This is a genomic window from Verrucosispora sp. FIM060022 (assembly GCF_003977705.1).
In the GTDB taxonomy this organism is placed as follows: Bacteria; Actinomycetota; Actinomycetes; order Mycobacteriales; family Micromonosporaceae; genus Micromonospora; species Micromonospora gifhornensis.
Genome location: NZ_RQIV01000011.1, coordinates 115,793 through 139,018, shown reverse-complemented (window position 1 = coordinate 139,018; position 23,226 = coordinate 115,793). Strand labels below are relative to the sequence as shown.

Below are 23,226 nucleotides of genomic sequence, written 5' to 3'. Positions count from 1 at the left end.
CCTGATCGGAAGACGACGCCATGCCTGATCCCGTTTCCGCCCGCCGCCTCTCCCGTCGCGGCCTGCTCGCCGCCGGTGGCGCCGCCGCCCTCACCGCTGTGCTCGTCGGCTGCGGGCGGGACGAGGCTGAAAAATCCAGCACCAGCAACGGTTCCGGGCCGTGGTCGTTCACCGACGACCGCCCGGAGGCGGTCACCGCGCCGGCGCGGCCCGCCCGGGTGGTGGCCTTCACCGGCTCGGCGGCTGCCCTGGTCGATTTCGGACTCGGGCGCGAGGTGGTCGGCGTCTTCGGCGAGACGAAGAAGGCCGACGGCAGCAAGGAAGCACAGGCCGGCGACCTGGACGTGGAGAGCGTGGAGATCCTCGGCAACGTCTGGGGCGAGTTCAGCGTCGAGAAGTACGCGGCGCTGCGCCCGGAACTGCTTGTCACCCACATGTACGACCCGGGGGCCTACTGGTACGTCCCGGACGAGAGCAAAGACAAGATCCTCCCGCTCGCACCGGTGGTCACCATCACCACCGCCCGCGTCCCGATGACCAAGCCGATCGCACGCTACGCCGCACTCGCCGAATCCCTCGGCGCCGACCTGTCGGCACCGAAGGTCACCGACGCCAAGGCGCGCTTCGAGGCCGCCGCCGAGGCGGTACGCCAGGCGGTCAAGGCCAACCCCGGCATCAAGGTGCTGGCCGCCTCCGGCAGCCCGGACCTGTTCTACGTCTCCAACCCGAAGGTCAGCACCGACCTGATGTACTTCGCCGAACTCGGCGTCGACATCGTGGTGCCCACCAAGCTGGAGTCCGGCGACTACTTCGAGGCGCTCAGCTGGGAGAACGCCGGCAAGTTCCCGGCCGACCTGATCCTGCTCGACAACCGCAGCACCGCCCTGCAACCGGCCGACCTGGCCGCCAAGCCCACCTGGAAGCAGTTGCCCGCCGTGCAGGCCGGCCAGGTGACCGGATGGGACGCGGTGCCCCGCTTCTCGTACGCCGGTGCCGCCCCGCTGCTCGAAGACCTCGCCAAGGCGATCCAGGGCGCGAAGAAGCTGACCTGACCCGCCACGGACGACCCGCGTGACCCGTGACCGCCGGTCGTCCACCCACCACCCTCATCGACGCCAACCCGCCGCGCGCCGCGCGGGCGGCGGGTTCAGGCTGCCCGGAAACCGAACCGCCGAGCGTGGAGGACACGTCCATGACCCTGCCGGTGCACACCGCGCCACCGCCGAGCGCCGCCCGAGCCCACCTGTTCCACGACGGCACAGTCGACGACTACCGAGCCGCGGTGACAGCCGGTGCCGACCGGGTGGCCCGGCGCGTCGCCGAGGCGACCGGCCCGTTCACCGGCGTACGCCCGGAGCAGTTGGCACCGCTGGTGGACGCGATCGACCTGGACCGGCCGCTGCACGACACCACCGCCGCCCTCGACGAACTCGACGAGGTGTACCTGCGCGACGCCGTCTGGTTCCACCACCCGCGCTACCTGGCCCACCTCAACTGCCCGGTGGTCATCCCGGCCCTGCTCGGCGAGGCCGTGCTCAGCGCCGTCAACTCCTCGATGGACACCTGGGACCAGAGCGCCGGCGCCACCCTGATCGAACGACGCCTGATCGACTGGACCGCCGCCCGGATCGGCCTCGGCCCGGCCGCCGACGGCGTGTTCACCAGCGGCGGCACCCAGTCCAACCTGCACGCGCTGCTGCTGGCCCGGGAGGAGGCCCTGGCCGGGGCGAGCCCGACCGACCGACGGATCCTGCTGCCCCACCTGCGGATCATCACCTCGGCCGCGGGTCACTTCAGCGTGCAGAAGGCCGCCAAGCTGTTGGGCCTGGCCCCGGACGCGGTCGTGGTGGTGCAGACCGGCCCGGACCGGCGGATGCGGGCCGGTGCCGTCCGCCACGAGATCAGCCGCTGCCGGCGGGCCGGCCTGACCGTGCTGGCGGTGGTCGCCACCGCCGGCACCACCGACTTCGGCACCATCGACCCGCTCGACGAGATCGCCGAGGTGTGCGGCACCTCCGGCGTGTGGCTGCACGTCGACGCCGCGTACGGCTGCGGGTTGCTGGTCTCGCCGACCCGCCGGCACCTGCTCGACGGCATCGAGCGGGCCGATTCGGTGACCGTCGACTACCACAAGTCGTTCTTCCAGCCGGTCAGCTCCAGCGCCGTGCTGGTCCGCGACCGGCATACGCTGCGGCACGCCACCTGGCACGCCGACTACCTCAACCCGGCCCGGATGGTCGCCGAACGCATCCCCAACCAGGTCGACAAGTCCTTGCAGACCACCCGCCGCTTCGACGCCCTCAAGCTCTGGCTGACCCTGCGGGTGATGGGCCCCGACGCCATCGGCGAACTGTTCGACGAGGTCTGTGACCGGGCCGCCCAGGCGTGGCAGCTGGCGGCCGCCGACCCCCGGTTCGAAGTGCTGACCGCGTCGGCGCTGAGCACTGTGGTGTTCCGCTGGCGGCCCGCCGGCACCCCGGCGGAGCTGGCCGACGCGGCGAACCTGCACGCCCGGTCCGCGCTGGCCGCCTCCGGCCTGGCCGTGGTCGCCGGCACCCGGGTCGACGGCCGGCAGTACCTCAAGTTCACCGTGCTCAACCCGGCGACCAGCACCGACGACGTGGCGTACGTGCTCGACCTGATCGCCGAACACGCCGGCCGGTACGCGCACACCCACGCCGTGTCCACCCCCGCCGTGCCCTGCCGGGTGGGCTGAGCATGCCGACGCAGAATTCCCGACTGGAGGAGCGGATGGACAGCTACGACGTCATCGGGATCGGCCTGGGGCCGTACAACCTGGGTCTGGCCTGCCTGACCGCGCCGATCGCCGAGATCGACGCGCTGTTCCTGGAGGCCCGCGACGACGTCTCCTGGCACCCCGGCATGCTGCTGGAGTCGTCCCGGTTGCAGACCCCGTTCCTGGCCGACCTGGTCACCCTGGCCGACCCCACCTCACCGTTCTCCTTCCTCGCCTACCTCAAGGAGATCGGCCGGCTCTACCCCTTCTACATCCGGGAGAGCTTCTTCCCGCTGCGCGCCGAGTACGACGCGTACTGCCGGTGGGCCGCCGCGAAGCTGCCCAACCTGCGCTTCGGCCACCAGGTCAGCGCCGTCGAGTACGACCCGACGAGCGAGCAGTACGTGGTCACCGCCACGGTCGGCGGCGACACCGTCACCCACCGGGCCCGGCACCTGGTGCTCGGCACCGGCACCCCGCCGCACCTGCCGCAAGCCTGCGCCGGACTGGACTCCGACGCGGTGCACAACTCCCGCTACCTCGAACACCGTGACGCGCTGCGCGCCAAACGCAGCATCACCATCGTCGGCAGCGGGCAGAGCGCCGCCGAGATCTACCACGACCTGCTCTCCGACATCGGCACGTACGGCTACCAGCTGAACTGGGTGACCCGTTCACCCCGGTTCTTCCCGCTGGAGTACACCAAGCTGACCCTGGAGATGACCTCACCGGACTACGTGGACTACTTCCACGCCCTGCCCGAGCAGACCCGCTACGACCTGGAGGCCGAGCAGAAGGGGCTGTTCAAGGGCATCTCCGCCGACCTGGTCAACGACATCTTCGACCTGCTCTACGCCACAAGCGTGCCCGGCCCGGTGAACACCCGACTGCTGACCAACACCGAGTTGACCGGGGTCACCTACGACCGGTCCACCGGCCGGCACACCCTGCGGCTGCGCCACGTCGAGCAGGGACGCGACCACACCCTGGACACCGAGGGACTGGTGCTGGCCACCGGCTACCGCTACCAGGTGCCCGCCTTCTGCGACCCGATCCGCGACCGGCTGCGCTTCGACGGCCACGGTCGCCTCGACGTGGCCCGCAACTACAGCGTCGACCACACCGGGCGGGGGATCTTCCTGCAGAACGGCGGCACCCACACGCACAGCATCACCTCACCGGATCTCGGCATGGGCCCGTACCGCAACTCGTGGATCATCCGCGAGCTGGTCGGCCGGGAGGTGTACCCGATCGAGAAGTCGATCACCTTCCAGGAGTTCGGGGTGCCCGCATGAGCGCCACCGTGCACACCCGGACCGATCCGGTGCTCGGCGAGTTCGCCCTGCGTACGCTCGACGTGGCCACCGACGCTGCGCTGCTGCACCGCTGGGTGACCCACCCCAAGGCGGCGTTCTGGCTGATGCAGGACGCCGACCTGGCCGCAGTCGTCGAGGAGTACGAGCGGATCGCCGTGCATCCGCACCACGACGCCTTCCTCGGACTGTGGCGCGGCGAGCCCGCCTTCCTCGCCGAACGGTACGACCCGGCCCAGGTCGAGCTGGTCGGGCTCTACGACGCCCAGCCCGGTGACGTGGGCATGCACTTCCTCTGCGCGCCGACCGAGACCCCGGTGCACGGCTTCACCCACGCCGTGCTCACCACCGTGATGTCCTGGCTGTTCGCCGACCCCGACACCGCCCGGGTGGTGGTCGAGCCGGACGTCCGTAACACCGCCGTGCACGCCCTCAACGCGGCCGTCGGCTTCGACGTGATCGGCCCGATCGCCAAACCGGAGAAGCAGGCCCTGCTCAGCATCTGCACCCGCGAGCGGTTCCTCGCCGCCACCCGTAGCCAAGGAGCAACCCTGTGACCACCATCGACCCGGTCGCCCACCTGCGCCCGCAGACCTGGGAGCGGGCCAACCGGCTGCTGGTACGCAAGGCGCTGGCCGAGTTCGCCCACGAGCGGCTGATCACCCCCGAGCCGGACGGCCCCGCCACCGACCCCACCGGAGCACGCTGGTACGCGGTGACCAGCGACTGCGGCACCGTCCGCTACCGGTTCACCGCCCGGCTGCGCATCCTGGAGCACTGGGACATCGACCCGGACAGCATCACCCGACACCACGACGGCCGACCGCAACCCCTCGACGCCGTCGACCTCTGCCTGGACCTGCGCACCTCGCTCGGCCTCAGCGACCGGATCCTGCCGGTCTACCTGGAGGAGATCAGCTCCACCCTGGCCGGCAGCGCCTACAAACTGGACCGGGCCCTGCCCGCGGCGGCGAAGCTGATCGAGGCCGACTTCCAGACCATCGAGACGTCGATGACCGAAGGGCATCCCTGCTTCGTGGCCAACAACGGCCGCCTCGGCTTCGGCGTCGACGAATACCACCGCTACGCCCCCGAGGCCGCCCGACCCGTACGCCTGATCTGGCTGGCCGCCCACCGCGACCACGCCACCTTCACCAGCGCCGCCGACCTCGACTACGCCACCCTGCTCCGCACCGAACTGGACGAGGCGACCCTGGCCCGGTTCGCCCAGACCATGGCCGCCCTCGACCTGGACCTGGCCGACTACCTGCTCATCCCGGTGCACCCCTGGCAGTGGTGGAACAAGCTGTCGGTCACCTTCGCCGGTGAGGTGGCCCGCCGCCGCCTGGTGCACCTCGGTGAGAGCGACGACGACTACCTCGCCCAGCAGTCGATCCGCACCTTATTCAACGTCAGCGCGCCGCACCGGCACTACGTCAAGACGTCGCTGTCGGTGCTGAACATGGGCTTCATGCGAGGACTGTCGGCGGCGTACATGGAAGCCACCCCGGCCATCAACGACTGGCTGGCCGACCTGATCGCCGCCGACGAGGTGTTCCGGGCCACCGGCCTGACGATCATCCGGGAACGGGCCGCCGTCGGCTACCGCAACCGGCAGTACGAGGCCGCCACCGACCGCTACTCGCCGTACCGCAAGATGCTTGCCGCGCTGTGGCGGGAGAGCCCGGTGCCCACCCTGGCCCCCGGCGAACGGCTGGCCACCATGGCCTCGCTGCTGCACGTCGACGCCGACGGCCGGTCCTTCGCCGCCGAACTGATCACCGCCTCCGGGCTGGCACCGGCGCAATGGCTACGCCGCTACCTGCACGCCTACCTCACCCCGCTGCTGCACGCCTTCTACGCCTACGACCTGGCGTTCATGCCGCACGGCGAGAACGTCATCCTGGTGCTGCGCGACCACGCCGTACAACGGGTGATCTTCAAGGACATCGCCGAGGAGATCGTGGTGATGAGCACCGAGGCCACCCTGCCACCGGCGGTGGAACGGATCCGCGCCGAGGTGCCGGAGGACATGAAGCTGCTGTCCATCTTCACCGACGTCTTCGACTGCTTCTTCCGCTTCCTCGGCGCCACTCTCGCCGACCAGGGCATCGCCGACGAGGAGATTTTCTGGCGTACGGTCGCCGACTGCGCCACCGACTATGCCGCCCGGGTACCCCACCTGGCCGACCGCCTGGCCCGCTACGACCTGTTCGCCCCCGAGTTCGCCCTGTCCTGCCTCAACCGGCTGCAACTGCGCGACAACCAGCAGATGGTCGACCTGGCCGACCCGTCGGCCGCCCTGCAACTCGTCGGCGCCCTCACCAACCCCCTGGCCCGCTTCACACCAACGGCCGGGTGACCGGCATCAGCCGCGGCTCAGGTCCGCCAGGTCGCGGTCGAGCAGCTCGGCGAGCAGGGTGTGTCGGCCGGGGTCGTTGTCGACGGTGATGCCCCGGCTGGGCATCTCCACGGTCATCAGCAGGTGCAGGTGCATCCGGTACAACGCCAACCGGCGACGTACCCGGTCGTCGAAGACCAGCGGCGTGCCGACGGCATCGGCGTAGCCGTGCAGGAACGGATGTTCCGGCTCGTCCTCGGCGCGCCGGAACAGCAGGGGGGAGACCAGGTCCAGCATCGGGTCGCCGTAGAGGAACCGTTCGCCGTCGACAAGCCCGCACATCCGGTACGCCCCGTGCGCGTCGGGCGCGGCCAGCACGTTGCCGTCCCAGCCGTCGAAGTGCAGCAGGGCGGGTCGGCGTACCTGGTCGAGCAGGTCGGTGTGCCGGGCCACCAGCTCGCGGAACCGCTGCGGCGGCGCGGGAAGGGTGACGTTCCAGTCGGCGGCGTCGGCGAGCAGATCGTCGATGATCGCCGCGAACGCCGCCGACCAGGTGGTGCCGCCGGTACGGCCGGCGTCGTAGCCGAACCGGTCACCGGTGATCCGGTGCAGGGTGGCCATCGTCGCCCCGAAGTCGTAGCGTGCGCCCTCGCCGGCGCCGTCCAGGTCGGGCAGCGCCCGGCCGGGCAGCCGGCCGGTGACCAGCCACTCGCCGAGGCGGGTGTCGCGACCGTGGTGCAGCACCGGCGGCACCGGCACCTGCGGGGCCCGGGCGGCGACCAGCCGGAAGTAGCGGGCCTCGGCGGCGAGCATCCCGGTCTCGTAGCGCAGCAGCGGCACGTGCGACGGTGGCCCGACCTTGAGGACGACGTCTGCGCCGTCGTCGAGGCGTACCCACCAGACGGTGGCGAACCCGCCGCCGGTCAGCGGCCCGCAGTCGGCGACCTGCCGGTCTGCGCCGAACGAGGCGGCGATGTAGTCGGCCACGTCGTCGGGGGAGAGGACCTGCTGGGTGGGGCTCAGCGGTGGCACCGGCACAGGGTATCCGTACCGGTGCCACCGCGGCGTCCCCGCTCAGCCGTCGGTCACCACACCGGTCAGCACCGGTGGCAGCTGCGGCCCGTCCGGTTCCTGGTCGAAGCGCAGCTCGATCCACTCGTCCGGTTCGACCACCGAGTCGGTGATCGTCGGGACGGTGATCTCAGCGACGACCGCGTCCGGGGCCAGTTCCAGGTACGGCACCAGCCAGGTCTGCGACAGCGGCCGTTCGGGCTCCACCGGGGAGTACGCGTGTTCGGTGAACCAGTCCGGATCGACGTCCATGGTGGACAGCTCGGGGCCGGCGGTGGGCGGCTGCGGCCAGGCGATCGCGAAGATGCCCTGTTCCGTCGGCGCGGACGCGGTGAAACGCCAGGTCAACGTCTCGCCTTCGGTGACGCGCTGGGCGGCCTCGACAGTGATGGTCGGCGCCGGATCGTCGTTGAGCACGTCGAGGCCGCCGAGGTAGCTGCCGACCACCATGCCGTGCTGCGCCTTGGCGGTCAGCAGGTGCCGCTCGGTGTAGTTCCACAGCGTGTCACCGACCACCTCGGCCGGCACCCGGATGCTGCGCTGACCGGGCCGGACGGTGGCCAGCCAGGAGCGGCTGACGAACGTGTCATCGGTCAGGTTCAGCTGTACCGTCGCGCTGCCGCGTCCCGTGATGGTCACCGGGATCTCGTACGTCTTCGTGCCGGAGTCACCCTCGGCCACCTCCAGGGTGCCGATGTCGAGCCGCGGCAGGCGGGGGGCACGCGGGTCGGGGGTGCCCGGCTTCCAGCCCCACGCGTCGAGCAGCCATGCCTGCCCGAACGCGGTACGTGGAGTGATCTCGATGGCGGCCAGCCGTGCCGGTGCCCCCTGCAGTGGCACCCGTACCTCCTGCGCCCAGTAGGAGGTCGTGTTGCCGGTGCCGGGCAGGCCGTCGACCCGTACCTCGCCCAGCCGGCTGCGTCGGCCGTCGGTCCCGACGACGGTCACGTCCAGCCGGGTGCCGGTCGTGTTCGGTGGGATGATGATCCGCATCGCCAGGTCACGGGCACCGGCGACGGAAACCGGCCGGGCCGGAGCCAGCAGGATCGGTGTGCCGGCACGGGACCAGGCCAGCTCGGCTGCGTACCGGTCAGGCTCGGGAATGGTCCAGAGGAACGGCGTGAAGTGCGCCAGGAGGGCGTTGCGGTCGTTCAGGCCGAGGCAGGACCGATCCGCGTCGTCGGTGACCTGGTCGCAGATCCGGGCCCCACCCGACAGCTGTGTCGACGCGTCCGGGGTGAGCACCGGCGTGCGGTTGCCGCCGAGGGCGTGGGCGAGCACCCGCGCCGGGTCGGCCGAGGGCGCCCGTCGGCCGGTGCCGTCGAGCAGCGGCCGGACCCGGTCGTCACCACCGACGAAGAGCCGCGCGGCGGCAGCGATGTAGGTGGCGCCGACGGTCTGCTGCTGGGTGGCGGTGAGCCGGCTCGGCATGCCCGGTGAACAGACCGGGTCCGGCTCGTCGTCGCTGGTGTAGAAGTCGTCCTGGGACGGTGCCACCGACTGTCCGGGCGTCCATTCGGTGTTGAAGTAGTTGTGGTTGGCCCCGATCACGTACAGCGCGCTGCGCAGTGCGCGACTCGGGCTGAGCCCCCGCGTGGCGTCGACGAACATCTGGCCCTGCAGATCGAAGACGTCACCGTCGCAGCCGGGCAGGATGGTCACCGACGGAACGTCCGGCACCGGGTTGTGCCCGAAGAGCGTGGGACCGATCAGCAGCATGCCGCGTACGGTCCAGCGAACTGTGCCGGGGTAGCCGTCCTGTGCCCTCGGCGGTGGGGTGAGCGAGTCCATCGCCGCCCGGCTGACCCCCTCGCCACCACGGGAGTGACCCATCAGGAACACCTGGGACAGGTCGGCCCGGGGCGCGGCCCGCACGATGGCCGGTGCGCCGGCACGGCCGGTGCCGGCCCAGTCGGCCCACTTCGCCAGGTGCAGCCGCACGAGCGAGGAGCGGGCCTGGGCACCGCCGTCGGCGGCGGCCCAGTCCTGACCGTTGATCCCGTTGGCCGAGATGGACACGGTCACGTATCCCTGTGAGGCGAGCAGCCGCTGCGCCTGCAGGTAGCCACGGTGGCTCGGGATCGGCTCGGTGTCGGCCGGGCACGGCCACTGCTGGGGCACCTGCTCGTCGCCCCGGTAGCAGACGGCGTGGCGGCCGTGCAGGAACAGCGCCAGTGGCCGGGCGCCGGTGGTGCCCTGCGGCGCGACCACCACCGCCCGCATCTCCACCTTTTCCGGGAACTGCGGCAGGGTGACCCCGGGCAGGTCGTACTCGCCGGTGATCTGTCGGTACGGTCCGGGCCTGCCGGGGTCGACGGGGCCGGCGGGCTGCGGGGCCGCCATGGCGGCGACCGGTCCCGACCGGCGGGCGCGTTCGCGTGGGGCGTCCGCGTCGATTCGTCTGCCGCCGACCCGCACCGCGAGTTCGTCGGGTTCGACCGGCGCGGTCAGCGGAAGGCTGAAGGTTCGACCGTCCGGGTGCGGACGAGCCGCGCCGAGCCGCCGCTGGCCCGACCAGAATTCGACGGCGGCGTCGCCCATCGGCACCGGTGTGTCGGAGCGCCAGGTCAGCTCGCCGTCGGCCACCGACCAGCCTTCGACGGCGGATCGGGGAGTGGGGTCCTCGGGTGGCTCGGCGGCCGCCGGCCCGGTGGCCCCGGTCACCAGCGCCACCACGAGCGCGGCTGAGATCAGGAGTCTACGCATGTGACTATATCTATCCCATTCGCGCAAATCTCCCGTGATGCACCTCAGTGCGGCGGCGGTCCGGAACTGTCGCGGCGGACCAGTTCGGCGGCGAGCGACTCGACCCGGGGCCCGGCGGAACCACCGTCGAGGGCCAGCGCCATCGCCCGGGCACCCATCTCGACAAGCGGCAACCGGATCGTGGTCAGCGCCGGGGTGACGTCGCGGGCCATCGGCATGTCGTCGAAACCGAAGACGCTGACCCGATCGGGCACCGCCACCGCCCGGGAGCGCAGCAGCGACAACGCGCCGATGGCCATCGAGTCGTTGAGCGCTGCGATCGCGGTCAGTGCGGGTTCGGCGTCCAGCAGGGCGGCGGTCGCCTCGGCGCCGCTGTCCCGGTCGAAATCGGCGTACCGGACGAGCTGTTCCGGTAGCTGCCGACCGTGTTCGGCGAGCGCCTCGCGCAGCCCGGTCAGCCGGTCGGTGGTGGTGGTCAGCACCCGGGGCCCGGCCACCACCCCGATGCGCTGATGGCCGAGCCGGCAGATCTCCTGCCCGAGCAGCCGGGCGCCGTCGCGGTTGTCCGGCATCACCGCGTCACCGGAGTGCTCGTGGCGGCCGATCACCGCGACCCGCCCGCCGGTGGCCTCGTACGCGGCCAGCTTGCCGTTGAGCAGGGTGGTGAAGTCGGGATCGTGGTAGCCGGAGCCGGCCAGGATGATGGCGGCCACCTGCTGCCCGCGCAGCAGTTCGACGTACTCCAACTCCCGGTCCGGGTCCCGGTAGCTGTTGCAGATCATCAGCAGCCGACCCTGGTCGGTGGCGACCCGTTGCAGCCCTCGGGTGATCTCGGAGAAGTACGGGTCGGAGACGTCGTGCACGATGACACCGACGGCGCCGCGATGGGAGCGGGCCAGCAGTTGGGCGTGGGCGTTGGGCACGTACTGCAACTCGGCGACGGCCTGCAGGACCCGTTCGCGCAACTCGTCGGTGACCGGCTTGCTGCTGCCATTGATCACTCGAGAAGCCGTGGCGGGGGAGACTCCCGCCCGCCGCGCCACATCGGACAGCGTCGCCACCCGCGTCCCCTCCCGTGTCGCGTCGGCCGCGCCTGTGACGGCCAGCGTCACCGTACCGCAGTGCGGGTGTTTTACCGTCGCGTGGTTCGCGCAGGTCACACCGGGAGATAGGCCCGGTTCGGCCGGTTCGTGCCGAGGTGCTGCCGTCGGAAGTTCGGCGGCGTCGCCGCCAGGAAAGCCCTTGCCCCGTGGGTCCCGCGCGCCCTAGGCTGCGTCAGGAAAGCGCTTACCTGGCCTCGTTGCGGAAGGATCCCTCATGACCCGCAGGTCGATCGGCATCATCGTCAACGGCGTCACCGGCCGGATGGGTTACCGGCAGCATCTGGTGCGTTCCCTGCTGGCCATCCGGGACGCCGGTGGCCTGCCACTGGCCGACGGCACCACCGTCTGGCCGCACCTGGTCCTGGTCGGACGCAGCGAGGCCAAGCTGCGCGAGATCGCGCAACGGCACGGCCTGGACGACTGGACCACCGACCTGGCGGCGGCGCTGGCCCGCGACGACGTCGAGATCTACTTCGACGCCCAGGTCACCCAGCAGCGGGAGAAGGCCATCCGGGCGGCGATCGAGGCCGGCAAGCACATCTACACCGAGAAGCCCCTCGCCGAGGACACCGCCGCCGCCCTCGACCTGGCCCGCGCGGCCCGCGCCGCCGGCGTACGCACCGGTGTGGTGCAGGACAAGCTGTTCCTGCCCGGTCTGCGCAAGCTCAAGCGCCTGCTCGACGGCGGCTTCTTCGGTCAGGTGCTGTCGGTGCGCGGCGAGTTCGGCTACTGGGTCTTCGAGGGTGACTGGCAGCCCGCCCAGCGTCCCTCCTGGAACTACCGGGCCGAAGACGGCGGCGGCATCGTGGTGGACATGTTCCCGCACTGGCACTACGTGCTGGCGGAGCTGTTCGGTGAGGTGCGTGCGGTCTCCGCCACCATCGCCACCCACGTCCCGCGCCGGGTCGACGAGGCCGGTCGGCCCTACCAGGCCACCGCCGACGACGCCGCGTACGCCGTCTTCGAACTCGACGGCGGGGTCATCGCCCAGCTCAACTCGTCCTGGGCGGTGCGGGTGTTCCGCGACGAACTCGTCGAGTTCCAGGTCGACGGCACCGAGGGCAGCGCGGTGGCGGGGTTGCGGCGCTGCCGGGTGCAGCACCGGGCGGTCACCCCGAAACCGGTGTGGAATCCCGACCTGCCGGCCACCGAGGACTTCCGGTCACAGTGGTCCGAGGTGCCGGACAACGAGGACTTCGACAACGGCTTCAAGGTGCAGTGGGAGGCGTTCCTGCGGCACGTGGTGGCCGGTGAGCCGTTCCGGTGGGACTTCCTGGCCGGGGCGCGCGGCGTGCAGCTGGCCGAGTCGGGTCTGCGCTCGGCCCGCGAGGGCCGCCGCGTCGAGGTGCCGGAGCTGTCGCTGTGAGCGGCACGACCGTCACCCTGCCCGGCGGGCGGCGACTGCGGCTGGCCGGCGGCACCGGGCATCCGCGCCCCGACGGCCCGCCGCGCAGCCGCATCGCGTACGCCGCCGCGCACGTGGTGGCCGATCCGGGCGCCGACAACACGCCGGGCACTTCGGCCGTGCTCGACTGGGACCGTACCCTCGCCTTCCGCGAGCACCTCTGGTCGTACGGCCTCGGGGTGGCCGAGGCGATGGACACCGCGCAGCGCGGCATGGGCCTGGACTATCCGAGCACCCGGGAGCTGATCCGACGCAGCGCGGCGCAGGCCCGCGCGGTCGGCGGCCGGATCGTCGCCGGGGTCGCCACCGACCAGCTGCCGCCCGGCCCGGCCACCCTGGCCGAGGTCACCGCCGCCTACCGCGAGCAACTCGCCGACGTGCAGGCCGCCGGCGCGGTGCCGGTGCTGATGTGCAGCCGCCACCTGGCCGCCGTCGCCCGCCACGCCGAGGACTACCTGCGGGTGTACGACGATCTGTTGACCGCCGCCGACGGCCCGGTGCTGCTGCACTGGCTCGGCCCGATGTTCGACCCGGCGCTGACCGGCTACTGGGGCGCGACCGACCTGGACCTGGCCGCCGACACCGTCATCGAGCTGATCAAGGCCCACGTGTCGCGGGTGGACGGCATCAAGATGTCGCTGCTCGACGCCGGCCGCGAGGTCGCGTTGCGGCGGCGGCTGCCCGCCGGGGTACGCCTCTACACCGGTGACGACTTCAACTATCCGGAGCTGATCCGGGGCGACGACAGCGGGCACTCCGACGCGCTGCTCGGCGTCTTCGCCGCCATCGCACCGGCCGCCGCCGCCGCGCTTGCCGCCCTCGACCGCGGCGACCTGACCGGGTACGACGAGATCCTCGCCCCGACCGTGCCGCTGGCCCGGCACCTGTTCGCCGCACCCACCTGGTACTACAAGACCGGCATCGTCTTCCTCGCCTGGCTGGCCGGCCACCAGGACCACTTCACCATGGTCGGCGGCCTGCAGTCCGGCCGCTCCCCGGCGCACCTGGCCACCCTGCTCACCCTCGCCGAGGACGCCGGGCTGCTACCCGACGCCGACCTGGCCGCCGCCCGCGCCCGCGCGTTCTTCACCGTCGCGGGGGTGGCCCAGTGACCGGCGACCGGACGGCGCTGCGCCGCTTCTCCCTCAACCAGGCCACCACGAAACGCTGGCCGCTGCCCGACGTGGTGGCCGGCTGCGTGGCCGCCGGCGTGCCGGGCATCGGCCTGTGGCGGGAACCGGTCGCCGAGCACGGCCTGGCCCGCACCGCCAAGCTGGTCCGCGACGCCGGACTTGAGGTGACCACCCTGTGCCGGGGCGGCTTCTTCAGCGCCGGCGGATGGCGCGACGAGAACCTGCGCGCCATCGAGGAGGCCGCCACGCTCGGCGCACCCGTGCTGGTGCTGGTCTCCGGCGGGCTGCCGGAGGGCAGCAGGGACATCGACGGGGCCCGGGCCCGGGTGGCCGACGCGATCGCCGACCTCGCCCCGCACGCCGAGGCCGCCGGGGTGAGGCTCGCGATCGAGCCGCTGCACCCGATGTTCACCGCCGACCGGTGTGTCATCGCCACCCTCGGCCAGGCCCTCGACATCGCGCAACGGTTCGCCCCCGAGGTGGTCGGTGTGGTGGTGGACGCGTACCACGTCTGGTGGGACGACACGGTGTACGCGCAGATCGCCCGGGCGGGGGAGTGGATCGCCTCGTTCCAGGTCTGCGACTGGATCACCCCGCTGCCCGAGGGAGTGCTGCTCGGCCGGGCGCTGCCCGGCGACGGCTGCATCGAGCTGCGCCGGCTGCGCGAGGCGGTCGACGCGGCCGGCTACACCGGCCCGATCGAGGTGGAGGTCTTCCACGCCGACATCTGGGCCCGCCCTGGTGCGCAGGTGCTCGCCGCCGCGATCGACGGCTACCTGCGCGAGGTCGCATGAAAGGAAGGGCACCTTGTTAACGCCTCGCGTAGTAGAAGGTGCCCCTGTTAACACAGCATCGCGCCCGCGCCGGTAACGACGTTCCGACGGGACGATGGCTGGCGGTGCCGGGTGGAGGGAACGTGGAGGCGAGCCAGTTGGCGGAGCAGACGACCGAGGCGGCGGGAACCCTTGCCGGTAGGCCGCCGGGGGTACGGGTCGACTGCCGATCCCGCCGCCGCGACCGGGGCTGGCCGGTGCGATGGACCGGGCTATTCGGTGGCCTGCCTTGGAGTGCGTCGCCACCGGAAGCGGATGGACACCAGGACTACAACGGCGAGGATCAACCCGCCGCCGACCAGCGACGCCGGCTCCCGCCATGCCACGGGCATGGCGTCGCTGCTCGTCCTCACCAACATGGACACACCCAGGCACGTCAATGCCGATGCCGCGAGCCCAGGACGGTAGACCTCTCGACCGAGCAGTCGGGCGGTGCCGGTAGGTCGCCTGCGGACGAGAAGAACAGCGGCCAGCAGGATCGCGACGACCGCCAGGATGATCACTACAGTCTTGAGCGGGTCGATGGCTCCCACGGCACCAGCGTAGACCGGACCTAGCCCGTCGTGTCTCGGGTGGCGAGCGCGTCGACCAGCCGCCGGGTCGAGCCAGCCAGGTTCCACCGCTGGGCCAGGTCGAGCAGCCGATCCGGGTCGGCGGGCGCGGTCGGCAACTCGGTGGGCAGCGGCGGCAGCGGCACATCCAGGGCGACCCGGACCACCTTCGGAGCCACCGCGAGGTAGTCCCGTGCGGCGGCGAGCTTGGCGCGCAGACCGGGCGCGAATCCGGAGGCCGGGTCGTCCAGGGCGGCGAGGATGCCGGCGATGTCGCCGTACCTGTCGATCAGCCGGGCGGCGGTCTTCTCGCCGACACCTGCCACTCCGGGCAGCCCGTCGCTGGGGTCGCCGCGCAGCGCGGCGAACTCGGCGTACCGGTCGGCCGGCACCCCGTAGCGGGCGCGCACCGCGGCGTCGTCGCAGTCGTCCAGTTTGGCCACGCCCCGGCCGATGTAGAGCAGCCGCACCCCGCGGGCGTCGTCGATCAACTGGAACAGGTCGCGGTCGCCGGAGACCACCTCCACCGGCCCGGGCTGGGTGACCGAGAGGGTGCCGAGCACGTCGTCGGCCTCGTAGCCGGCCGCGCCGACCACGGTGATGCCCAGCGCCGCCAGCACGTCGAGGAGCATCGGCACCTGCGGGGAGAGGGTGTCCGGCACGATCTCGCCGCCCTCCGGCGCCACCCGGTGCGCCTTGTACGACGGCAGCAGCGCGACCCGCCAGTCCGGTCGCCAGTCGTGGTCCATCGCGCACACCATCCGGCCCGGGCGGCGGGTGCGCACCAGTTGGGCGAGCATGTCGAGGAAGCCGCGTACGGCGTTGACCGGCTGGCCGTCGGCGGTCTTCGCGGCGGACTCGGGGATGCCGAAGTAGGCGCGGAAGTAGAGACTGGGCGCGTCGACGAGCATGATCGGGGTCTGCTGTGCCACGTCCGACAGCCTGGCACACCCCACCGACGTTCGGGGTGCCCGGCACGACCAGGAGGACCACAGATGTCCGTACCGACCCGGCTGACGCTGACCACGGTCAACCTGGACACGCCCGACCCAGCCGCGTTGGCCCGCTTCTACGTGCGGCTGCTCGGCTGGGAGATCAAGGTCGAGGAGGCCGACGACGTCATCCTGCACCACGCCGACGGTGGCGTCGGACTGTCGTTCCAGCGGGAACGGGCGTACGTCCGCCCGACCTGGCCGGCGCAGCCGGGACGGCAGCAGATGTCGATGCACCTGGAGATCGGCGTCGAGGATCTGGACGCCGCCGTGGCGCACGCGCTGGCCTGCGGCGCGACCCTGGCCGAGTTCCAGCCGCAGGATGACGTCCGGGTCTGTCTGGACCCGGACGGCCACCCGTTCTGCCTCTGGCTGATGCACTGAGCCGTGCCGGGTCAGCTCGCGGTGCGTCGCCGGCGGATGGCGTACGGCAGCACGAACAGGTACAACCCGGTGAACAGGAGCAGGGCCAGCGGGGGCAGCGGCAGGTAGAAGAGCCATTCGGCGGGTTCCGCCTGGGCGGCGGCGACGAAGGCGACGATGACCGTCACCACGAAGATGATCGAGGTCCATCGGTGGGTCTGTCGGACGGTATTGTTCCAGCGCACGGCGACCTCCAGCAGAGATGAGCTGCCCGGCCCGACGTGACGTGCCGGGCGGGATGTCCTGAAGGTCAGCCTGCTGTGCTGCGGCGCGGAGTGCTTCTCGATTCCTGACCGGTCGGCGGGCTACGCTCGGCGCGACCGTCCACAGAACCCGCCCCCAAACGACCGTTAAGCTGTGCGGGTGGGAATCGACGAACTCTACCCGCCGCAGCGACTGGTGGCCGCGCAGCGCGCCATCGCCGCCGCCGGCCTGGACGCCCTGCTGCTCAGCCCCGGCTCCGACCTGCGCTACCTCACCGGCTACGACGCGCACGCCGGTGAGCGGCTGACCCTGCTGGTGCTGCCCGCCGAGGGCGAGCCGACCCTGATCGTGCCCGCCCTGGAGCGGCCCGCGGCCGAGGCGTCGCCGGCGCCGGCCACCGGCGTGCGCATCGTCGACCACGCCGACGGCAGCGACCCGTACCCGCTGGTGACCGCGGCGCTCGACGGGGCGGTCGACGCGGTGGGGCTGGCCGACCGGATGTGGGCCGAGCAGGTCCTCGCGCTGCGTGCGGTGTTGCCCGGCGCCCGGCAGCGGCTGGCCTCCGAGGTGCTGCGGGAGTTGCGGATCGTCAAGTCGCCCGCCGAGATCGCGGCGCTCGCCGAGGCCGGCGCGGCGATCGACGCGGTGCACGAGCGGATGGGCGAGTGGCTGCGGCCGGGGCGTACCGAGGTCGAGGTGGCCGCCGACATCGCCGCGGCGATCCGCGCCGCCGGGCACGTCACCGTCGACTTCGTGATAGTCGCCGCCGGCCCGAACGGGGCCAGCCCGCACCACGGCACCGCCGACCGGCCGATCGGGGCCGGTGAGCCGGTGGTGGTGGACATCGGCGGCACCATGCCCTCGGGCTACCGCTCCGACTGCACCCGTACCTATGTGGCCGGTGGCCCGGCACCGGCCGAGTTCGCCGACTACTACATGGTGCTGCGCGACGCGCAACACGCCGCGGTGGCGGCGGTCCGTCCGGGGGTGACCGCCGAGGCGGTCGACGCCGCGGCCCGCGAGCCGATCGCCGCCGCCGGGTACGGCGCGGCCTTCCTGCACCGCACCGGGCACGGCATCGGCCTGGACGGCCACGAGGAGCCGTACGTGGTGGCCGGCAACGACCAACCGCTGGTCGCCGGGATGGCCTTCTCCGTGGAACCGGGCATCTACCTCGCCGGGCGGCACGGCGCCCGCATCGAGGACATCGTCGTCTGCACGACCGACGGCGTACGTCGGCTCAACACCACCACCACGGAGCTGATCGAGCTATGACCGTCGAGCGGATCCTGCCCACCGACGAGGCCCACGACCTGCTGGAGTTGACCACCGAACTCGCCGACCGGGAACTCGCGCCGAGGGTCGTCGAGCACGAGCAGCGTGGGGAGTTCCCCAGGGAGGTGCTGCGCACCCTGGGCCGCGCCGGCCTGCTGGGGCTGCCGTACCCCGAGGAGTACGGTGGCGCGGCCCAGCCCTACGAGGTCTACCTGCAGGTGCTGGAGATCCTGGCCGGCCGCTGGCTCACCGTCGCCGAGGCGGTCAGCGTGCACACCCTGTCCTGCTACCCGGTGGCCGCGTTCGGCACCGACGAGCAGCGCAGCCTGCTGCCGGACATGATCGGTGGCGAGTTGCTGGGCGCGTACTGCCTCTCCGAGCCCCAGGGTGGCTCGGACGCCGCGGCGCTGACCACGAAGGCGGTCCGCGACGGCGACGAGTACGTCGTCACCGGCACCAAGGCCTGGATCACCCACGCCCACACGGCCGACTTCTACAACATCTTCTGCCGCACCGGCGGGCCCGGCCCGAAGGGCATCTCCTGCCTGCTTGCCGACCGGGCGACGCCGGGGATCGCGCCGCAGACCGCCGAGCGCACCATGGGGCTGCGTTCCTCGCCGGTGGCGCAGCTGGTCTTCGACGACGCCCGGGTGCCCGCCGACCGGTTGATCGGTGGGGAGGGCAAGGGCTTCACCATCGCCATGGCCGCGCTGGACTCCGGCCGACTCGGCATCGCCGCCTGCGCGGTGGGGTTGGCCCAGGCGGCGTTGGACTACGCGGTCAACTACGCCCGCGAGCGCCAGCAGTTCGGCCGCGCCATCATCGAGTTCCAGGGTCTCGGGTTCACCCTGGCCGACCTGGCCACGCAGATCTCCGCCGCCCGGGCGTTGACGCTGGCGGCGGCGCGGCTGCGCGACGCCGGCCGGCCGTACTCGATCGAGGCGGCCAAGGCCAAGCTGTTCGCCACCGACGTGGCGATGCGGGTGACCACCGACGCGGTGCAGGTGCTCGGCGGCGCCGGCTACGTGGCCGATCATCCGGTGGAGCGTTACTTCCGGGAGGCGAAGGTGTTGCAGATCGTCGAGGGCACCAACCAGATCCAGCGGATGGTGATTTCCCGGGCGTTGGCGAAGGGCTGAACGTCGCACATCGGGCGCTCAGCGGGTAGGTTGCACGCCGTGGAGGAGATCGATCGGGCCATCGTCGCGGCACTGACCGTCGATGGTCGGCTGTCGTACACGGACCTCGCCGAGCGGGTCGGCCTGTCGGTCTCCGCGGTGCACCAGCGGGTACGCCGGCTGGAGCAGCGCGGAGTCATCAAGGGCTACGGCGCGCGGGTCTCCTTCGAGGCGCTCGACCTGCCGCTGACCGCCTTCGTGGCGATCCGGCCCTTCGACCCTTCGCAGCCCGACGACGCGCCGGAACGCCTGGCCCATCTGCCGGAGATCGACTCGTGCTACTCGGTGGCGGGGGAGGACTTCTACCTGCTGCTGGTGCGGGTGGCCGGGCCGGCGGACCTGGAGCGGGTGCTGCAGGAGATCCGGACCTCGGCGAACGTCACCACCCGGACGACCGTGGTGCTCTCCACCCCGTACGAGCACCGTCCGCCGAAGCTCGCGCAGCCGGCGGAGCAGCCTCGGCCGCGTGGTGTCGCCGCCGAGCCGTCCGGCGGGTAGCCGAGCGGCCCGCCCTGACCAGGCGTTTCGGGATGGCGTCTGGTGAGGGCTGAGGAGATTGTGCGGAATGCGACGAGATGATCAAGAACATCCGACCCCGGTGCGGTGAACTTTCGGGATACGGAGCTAGGATCCATCCCTGATTCTGCGGAAGTGAGACCCGATCGTGAGCGGCGCGAGTCAGCACGCGCGCTGTTCCCTGGTGGTGCCGCGGCACCGGGTCGCTCGGGGTGTCGTCAAGGGGAGGATGAGATGTTCCGACCGGCACGGTCGCGGTTCAGCCACACAGGGTCCGGTGCCCGCTCATGACACGCATCCTCGTACGCGCCGGCAAGCATCCGGCGACCGTGCTGTCGCACGAGCAGAGTCTGTCCACCTCGCGGCTCGGGGTCTTCGGGTCCAACTCCGGCAACATGCTCTTCTACAGCGCGGTCTTCCGGGCGCTGAGCGTGCCCGACGCCGAACTGGTCGCCAACTCGTACGTGCACGAACGTCCGGTTCACCTGGGCCGGTACATCGCGCGGACGAACGAGGAGTTCGACCGGTTCGTGTTGCCGATGGCGAATTCGTACCGGGACACCTTCCTGCCGCACCTGGAACGACTCGCGAAGGTCATCGAGAAGCTGACCATCCCTGTCACGGTGGTCGGCATCGGCGCCCAGCTGCCGTACGGCACCGAGTTCGACTCCCTGCCCGACGAGTACAAGCGGATCGTCACCCGGTTCACCCGGGCCGTACTGGACCGCTCCGCCTCGATCGGCGTACGCGGTGAGTACACCGCCCGGATGCTGAAGTACCTCGGCTTCGGTGACGAGCACGTGCGGGTCATCGGCTGCCCGTCGATGTTCGGCAACGGGCCGCTCGGGCCGCTGGTGCGCAAGGTCGGGCACCTGCGCTACGACAGCCCGCTGGCCATCTCGTACACCCCGAAGGTCAAGGGGGTGGACCGGCTGGTCGAGGCGAACACCGACCGCTACCCGAACAGCGTCATCGTGCCGCAGCAACATCACCGCCTCGCCCTGATGCTCTGGGGCGAGAACCCGGCCAAGGTCGGCAACAAGCGGATGCCGATCCACACCGAGCACCCGCTGTACGAGAACGACCGGATGCGCTTCTTCGTGGACGCCTCGACCTGGGTCGAGTTCATGGCCGAGCAGCACTTCGCCTTCGGCACCCGGATCCACGGCAACGTCGCGGCGGTGCTGGCCGGTACGCCGGCGGTGGTGCTGGCCCACGACTCGCGCACCGTCGAGCTGGCCGAGTACCACGGCATCCCGTACCGCCTCTACGCCGACCTGCCGCCGGACGTCGACGCGCAGCGGCTCTACGAGGAGGCCGACTTCGACGCCTTCCTGCCCCGCCAGGTGCCGACCTTCGAGACCTACCTGCGCTTCCTGGAGCACAACGACCTCGAGCACGTGTTCCAGCCCGGCAAGGAGAACCCCGCCTACGACAAGGCGATCGCCTCCGCCAACTTCCCCGGGCCGGTGCACACGCTGATGGCCTCGGACGCCGTCGGGCGTCGCCAGGTCATGTCGCGGCTGCGCTGGCTGCGGCAGGGCCACGACGGTGACCTGGCCCGACCTGCCTACGACTTCGAACCCCCCTTCCGCGAGCCCCGCGGATACAAGTCACTCGAGGAGCGGGTAACCCAGTTGGAGAAGGAACTGAAGGTCCAGCAGACCTTCCTGGCGAGCTGGCGCGGCCGGGTCAGCCGGGTGCTGCGGATGAACGGCACGTCGACGGGCGCCCGCCGGTGAGCGCCAAGTCCGGGTTGCGGGGGTGGCTGGCGGGCCGACTGCCCGCGCTGGCCGCCGAGGTGGCGGCACTCGTCGCCCTGCTGCTGGCGGCGGTGGCGGACTCGCCGTGGTGGGCGCTGCCCCCGGCCCTGGTCGCGCTCGGCCTGCTCGGCTACCTCTGGCGCAACGCGCTGAGCGGCGGTCCGACCCCCTCCGGTTCGACACTCGTGATCCGCCTGCTTCTGCTGGCCTGCGCCTACCTGCTCGGCGTGGTGCACTCCGGCGCGGATCTGGTGCTGGCCCTGGGGGTCGGCGTGGCGGCGCTGGCGATTCTCGCCGAGCCGGCGGTGACGGCCACGTCCCGTTCGGTCTATCCGGTGTCGGCCAATCTGCGCGGCAGTGGTCTGCGGCCCAACCTGCGGCCCAACACCAGTCGGGCGGTGCTGGTCAACGGCGCTGCCGTGGTGGTGGCGCTGGGCTGCGCGTTCGCCGGCACCCTTGAGGTGATCTCGCTGGTGGTGTCGGTGGCCGCGCTCGCCCTGATCGCGTTCACCGGCTGGCAGGCGGTGACCCGGGTACGGGCCCGGCACGCCAGCGAGACGCGGTTGAACGCGGCGCTGGCCGCCTACGAGCCGGCCTTCCTGCTGCACTGGGAGGCGCCGGCCGGTACCGCGTACCAGGTCGGGATGTGGCTGCCCTACCTGGAGCGGCTGGGCAAGAAGTTCTTCGTGCTGGTGCGCTCGGAGGCCAACTTCAACGAGGTGCTGCGGCTGACCACGGCGCCGGTGGTCATGCGGTCGGGGCTGACCCAGATCGACGACGTGATCGTCCCGTCGCTGCGGGCGGCGTTCTACGTCAACACGGCGACGAAGAACAACCACCTCGTGCGGTACACGAACCTGACGCACATTCAGCTCAACCACGGTGACAGCGACAAGGTGCCGAGCCACAACCCGGTCTTTCGGATGTACGACAAGAACTTCGTCGCCGGTCAGGCCGCAGTGGACCGCTTCGCGGCCAACGGGGTGAGCATGCCGGCGGAGATGTTCAGCATCGTCGGGCGTCCGCAGGTGGAGAATGTCGCCATCGCCGCCGCGCCGATCGCCTCGTTGACCGCGCCGCGGGTGCTGTACGCCCCGACGTGGGCCGGCTTCTACGCCGACTCGAACTACTCGTCGCTGCTGGTGGGCTACGACATCGTCAAGGCGTTGATCTCGCGGGGTTGCAGCATCGTGTTCCGGCCGCACCCGTACACGATGCGCTCGGCGGCGTTGACGCAGGAGTCGGAGCGGATCAAGGCGTTGCTCGCCGAGGACCGTCGGTCCAGTGGCCGCAAGCACGTGTTCGGTGCCGAGGCCGAGACGAAGATGTCCGTGGTGGACTGTTTCAACGCCTCGGACGCGATGGTGTCGGACGTGTCCAGTGTGGTCGCCGACTACCTGTACTCGGAGAAGCCGTTCGCGATGGTCGCGGTCTCCACGCCGGCCGAGCGGTTCACCGACGCCTTTCCGCTGGCCCGCGCGTCGTACGTGATCGACGCGCACAGCGGCCGGGTGACCAACCTGGAACCGGTGCTCGACGAGCTGCTCGGCAGCGACCCGCTGGCCGCCATCCGGCACGACCTGAAGAAGTACTACCTCGGCGACATCCCGTCCGAGGGGTACGCGCAGCACTTCATCGACGAGGCGAATCGTTACCTCTGACCTGTCGCGGCGACTGGCTCC

At 71.4% G+C, this 23,226-nt stretch carries 20 protein-coding genes; 14 read left to right on the top strand and 6 right to left on the bottom strand.

Annotated features, from left to right (window positions below; all coding sequences use genetic code 11):
- Positions 1 to 20 precede the first annotated feature (20 nt).
- From EG812_RS24995 to EG812_RS24975, 5 genes are all read left to right on the top strand, one after another.
- A complete protein-coding gene (locus EG812_RS24995) occupies positions 21 to 1,052 on the top strand; it encodes an ABC transporter substrate-binding protein (RefSeq protein WP_126712974.1) in 1,032 nt (343 codons plus the stop codon).
- A 140-nt stretch (positions 1,053 to 1,192) separates the two neighbouring features.
- Positions 1,193 to 2,716, top strand: a complete 1,524-nt coding sequence (locus tag EG812_RS24990; RefSeq protein ID WP_126712973.1) for a pyridoxal phosphate-dependent decarboxylase family protein — start codon at positions 1,193 to 1,195, stop codon at positions 2,714 to 2,716.
- Positions 2,717 to 2,751: 35 nt separating this feature from the next.
- On the top strand, positions 2,752 to 4,032 hold the full coding sequence (locus tag EG812_RS24985) for a lysine N(6)-hydroxylase/L-ornithine N(5)-oxygenase family protein (protein WP_126713018.1): 1,281 nt from the start codon (positions 2,752 to 2,754) through the stop codon (positions 4,030 to 4,032).
- Entirely contained in the window at positions 4,029 to 4,607 is a 579-nt protein-coding gene (locus EG812_RS24980) for a GNAT family N-acetyltransferase (RefSeq protein WP_126712972.1), read from the top strand. The genes EG812_RS24985 and EG812_RS24980 overlap by 4 nt, the downstream gene beginning before the upstream one ends.
- The gene (locus tag EG812_RS24975) at positions 4,604 to 6,412 is read left to right on the top strand and encodes an IucA/IucC family protein (protein WP_126712971.1); all 1,809 of its coding nucleotides are present in this window, start codon (positions 4,604 to 4,606) and stop codon (positions 6,410 to 6,412) included. The genes EG812_RS24980 and EG812_RS24975 overlap by 4 nt, the downstream gene beginning before the upstream one ends.
- A 6-nt stretch (positions 6,413 to 6,418) precedes the next feature.
- Here EG812_RS24975 and EG812_RS24970 read toward each other — a convergent pair whose 3' ends face one another.
- Genes EG812_RS24970 through EG812_RS24960 form a run of 3 tightly spaced genes read right to left on the bottom strand, consistent with a single transcriptional unit; the run spans position 6,419 to position 11,229 of the window.
- Positions 6,419 to 7,423 carry a phosphotransferase gene (locus tag EG812_RS24970; RefSeq protein ID WP_233579622.1) on the bottom strand — a complete coding sequence of 335 codons (1,005 nt, stop codon included), beginning with the start codon at positions 7,421 to 7,423 and terminating at the stop codon, positions 6,419 to 6,421.
- 42 nt (positions 7,424 to 7,465) lie between these two features.
- Positions 7,466 to 10,168, bottom strand: a complete 2,703-nt coding sequence (locus EG812_RS24965) for a hypothetical protein (RefSeq protein WP_126712969.1) — start codon at positions 10,166 to 10,168, stop codon at positions 7,466 to 7,468.
- 44 nt (positions 10,169 to 10,212) lie between these two features.
- Complete coding sequence (locus EG812_RS24960) at positions 10,213 to 11,229, bottom strand: LacI family DNA-binding transcriptional regulator (RefSeq protein ID WP_126712968.1); 1,017 nt, start codon at positions 11,227 to 11,229, stop codon at positions 10,213 to 10,215.
- 256 nt (positions 11,230 to 11,485) lie between these two features.
- Here EG812_RS24960 and EG812_RS24955 point away from each other — a divergent pair, with 256 nt between their 5' ends.
- The 3 genes from EG812_RS24955 to EG812_RS24945 are packed head-to-tail and all read left to right on the top strand — an operon-like array spanning position 11,486 to position 14,603.
- Positions 11,486 to 12,637 (top strand): Gfo/Idh/MocA family protein, encoded by a 1,152-nt coding sequence (locus EG812_RS24955; RefSeq protein WP_126712967.1) that lies wholly within the window; start codon positions 11,486 to 11,488, stop codon positions 12,635 to 12,637.
- A complete protein-coding gene (locus EG812_RS24950) occupies positions 12,634 to 13,788 on the top strand; it encodes a dihydrodipicolinate synthase family protein (RefSeq protein ID WP_126712966.1) in 1,155 nt (384 codons plus the stop codon). The genes EG812_RS24955 and EG812_RS24950 overlap by 4 nt, the downstream gene beginning before the upstream one ends.
- A complete protein-coding gene (locus EG812_RS24945) occupies positions 13,785 to 14,603 on the top strand; it encodes a sugar phosphate isomerase/epimerase family protein (RefSeq protein ID WP_126712965.1) in 819 nt (272 codons plus the stop codon). The genes EG812_RS24950 and EG812_RS24945 overlap by 4 nt, the downstream gene beginning before the upstream one ends.
- Before the next feature lie 251 nt (positions 14,604 to 14,854).
- Here the strand turns inward: EG812_RS24945 and EG812_RS24940 are convergent, their stop codons facing one another.
- Positions 14,855 to 15,175 (bottom strand): hypothetical protein, encoded by a 321-nt coding sequence (locus EG812_RS24940; RefSeq protein ID WP_126712964.1) that lies wholly within the window; start codon positions 15,173 to 15,175, stop codon positions 14,855 to 14,857.
- Positions 15,176 to 15,195: 20 nt separating this feature from the next.
- The gene (locus EG812_RS24935; RefSeq protein WP_199743948.1) at positions 15,196 to 16,104 is read right to left on the bottom strand and encodes a 5'-3' exonuclease; all 909 of its coding nucleotides are present in this window, start codon (positions 16,102 to 16,104) and stop codon (positions 15,196 to 15,198) included.
- 84 nt (positions 16,105 to 16,188) lie between these two features.
- Here EG812_RS24935 and EG812_RS24930 point away from each other — a divergent pair, with 84 nt between their 5' ends.
- Positions 16,189 to 16,569, top strand: coding sequence for a VOC family protein (locus EG812_RS24930; protein WP_126712962.1), 381 nt, complete (start codon positions 16,189 to 16,191; stop codon positions 16,567 to 16,569).
- A gap of 11 nt (positions 16,570 to 16,580) precedes the next feature.
- Here EG812_RS24930 and EG812_RS24925 read toward each other — a convergent pair whose 3' ends face one another.
- Entirely contained in the window at positions 16,581 to 16,793 is a 213-nt protein-coding gene (locus EG812_RS24925; RefSeq protein WP_126712961.1) for a hypothetical protein, read from the bottom strand.
- A gap of 172 nt (positions 16,794 to 16,965) precedes the next feature.
- Between EG812_RS24925 and EG812_RS24920 the strand changes: the two genes are divergently transcribed.
- From EG812_RS24920 to EG812_RS24900, 5 genes are all read left to right on the top strand, one after another.
- Entirely contained in the window at positions 16,966 to 18,087 is a 1,122-nt protein-coding gene (locus tag EG812_RS24920) for a M24 family metallopeptidase (protein ID WP_199743942.1), read from the top strand.
- A complete protein-coding gene (locus tag EG812_RS24915; protein ID WP_126712959.1) occupies positions 18,084 to 19,226 on the top strand; it encodes an acyl-CoA dehydrogenase family protein in 1,143 nt (380 codons plus the stop codon). Before EG812_RS24920 ends, EG812_RS24915 begins: the two co-directional genes overlap by 4 nt.
- 39 nt (positions 19,227 to 19,265) lie before the next feature.
- Positions 19,266 to 19,763, top strand: coding sequence for an Lrp/AsnC family transcriptional regulator (locus tag EG812_RS24910; RefSeq protein ID WP_158632536.1), 498 nt, complete (start codon positions 19,266 to 19,268; stop codon positions 19,761 to 19,763).
- A gap of 305 nt (positions 19,764 to 20,068) precedes the next feature.
- Positions 20,069 to 21,523, top strand: a complete 1,455-nt coding sequence (locus EG812_RS24905; RefSeq protein ID WP_126712957.1) for a polysaccharide pyruvyl transferase family protein — start codon at positions 20,069 to 20,071, stop codon at positions 21,521 to 21,523.
- On the top strand, positions 21,520 to 23,205 hold the full coding sequence (locus tag EG812_RS24900) for a CDP-glycerol glycerophosphotransferase family protein (protein WP_126712956.1): 1,686 nt from the start codon (positions 21,520 to 21,522) through the stop codon (positions 23,203 to 23,205). Before EG812_RS24905 ends, EG812_RS24900 begins: the two co-directional genes overlap by 4 nt.
- Positions 23,206 to 23,226: the final 21 nt, after the last annotated feature.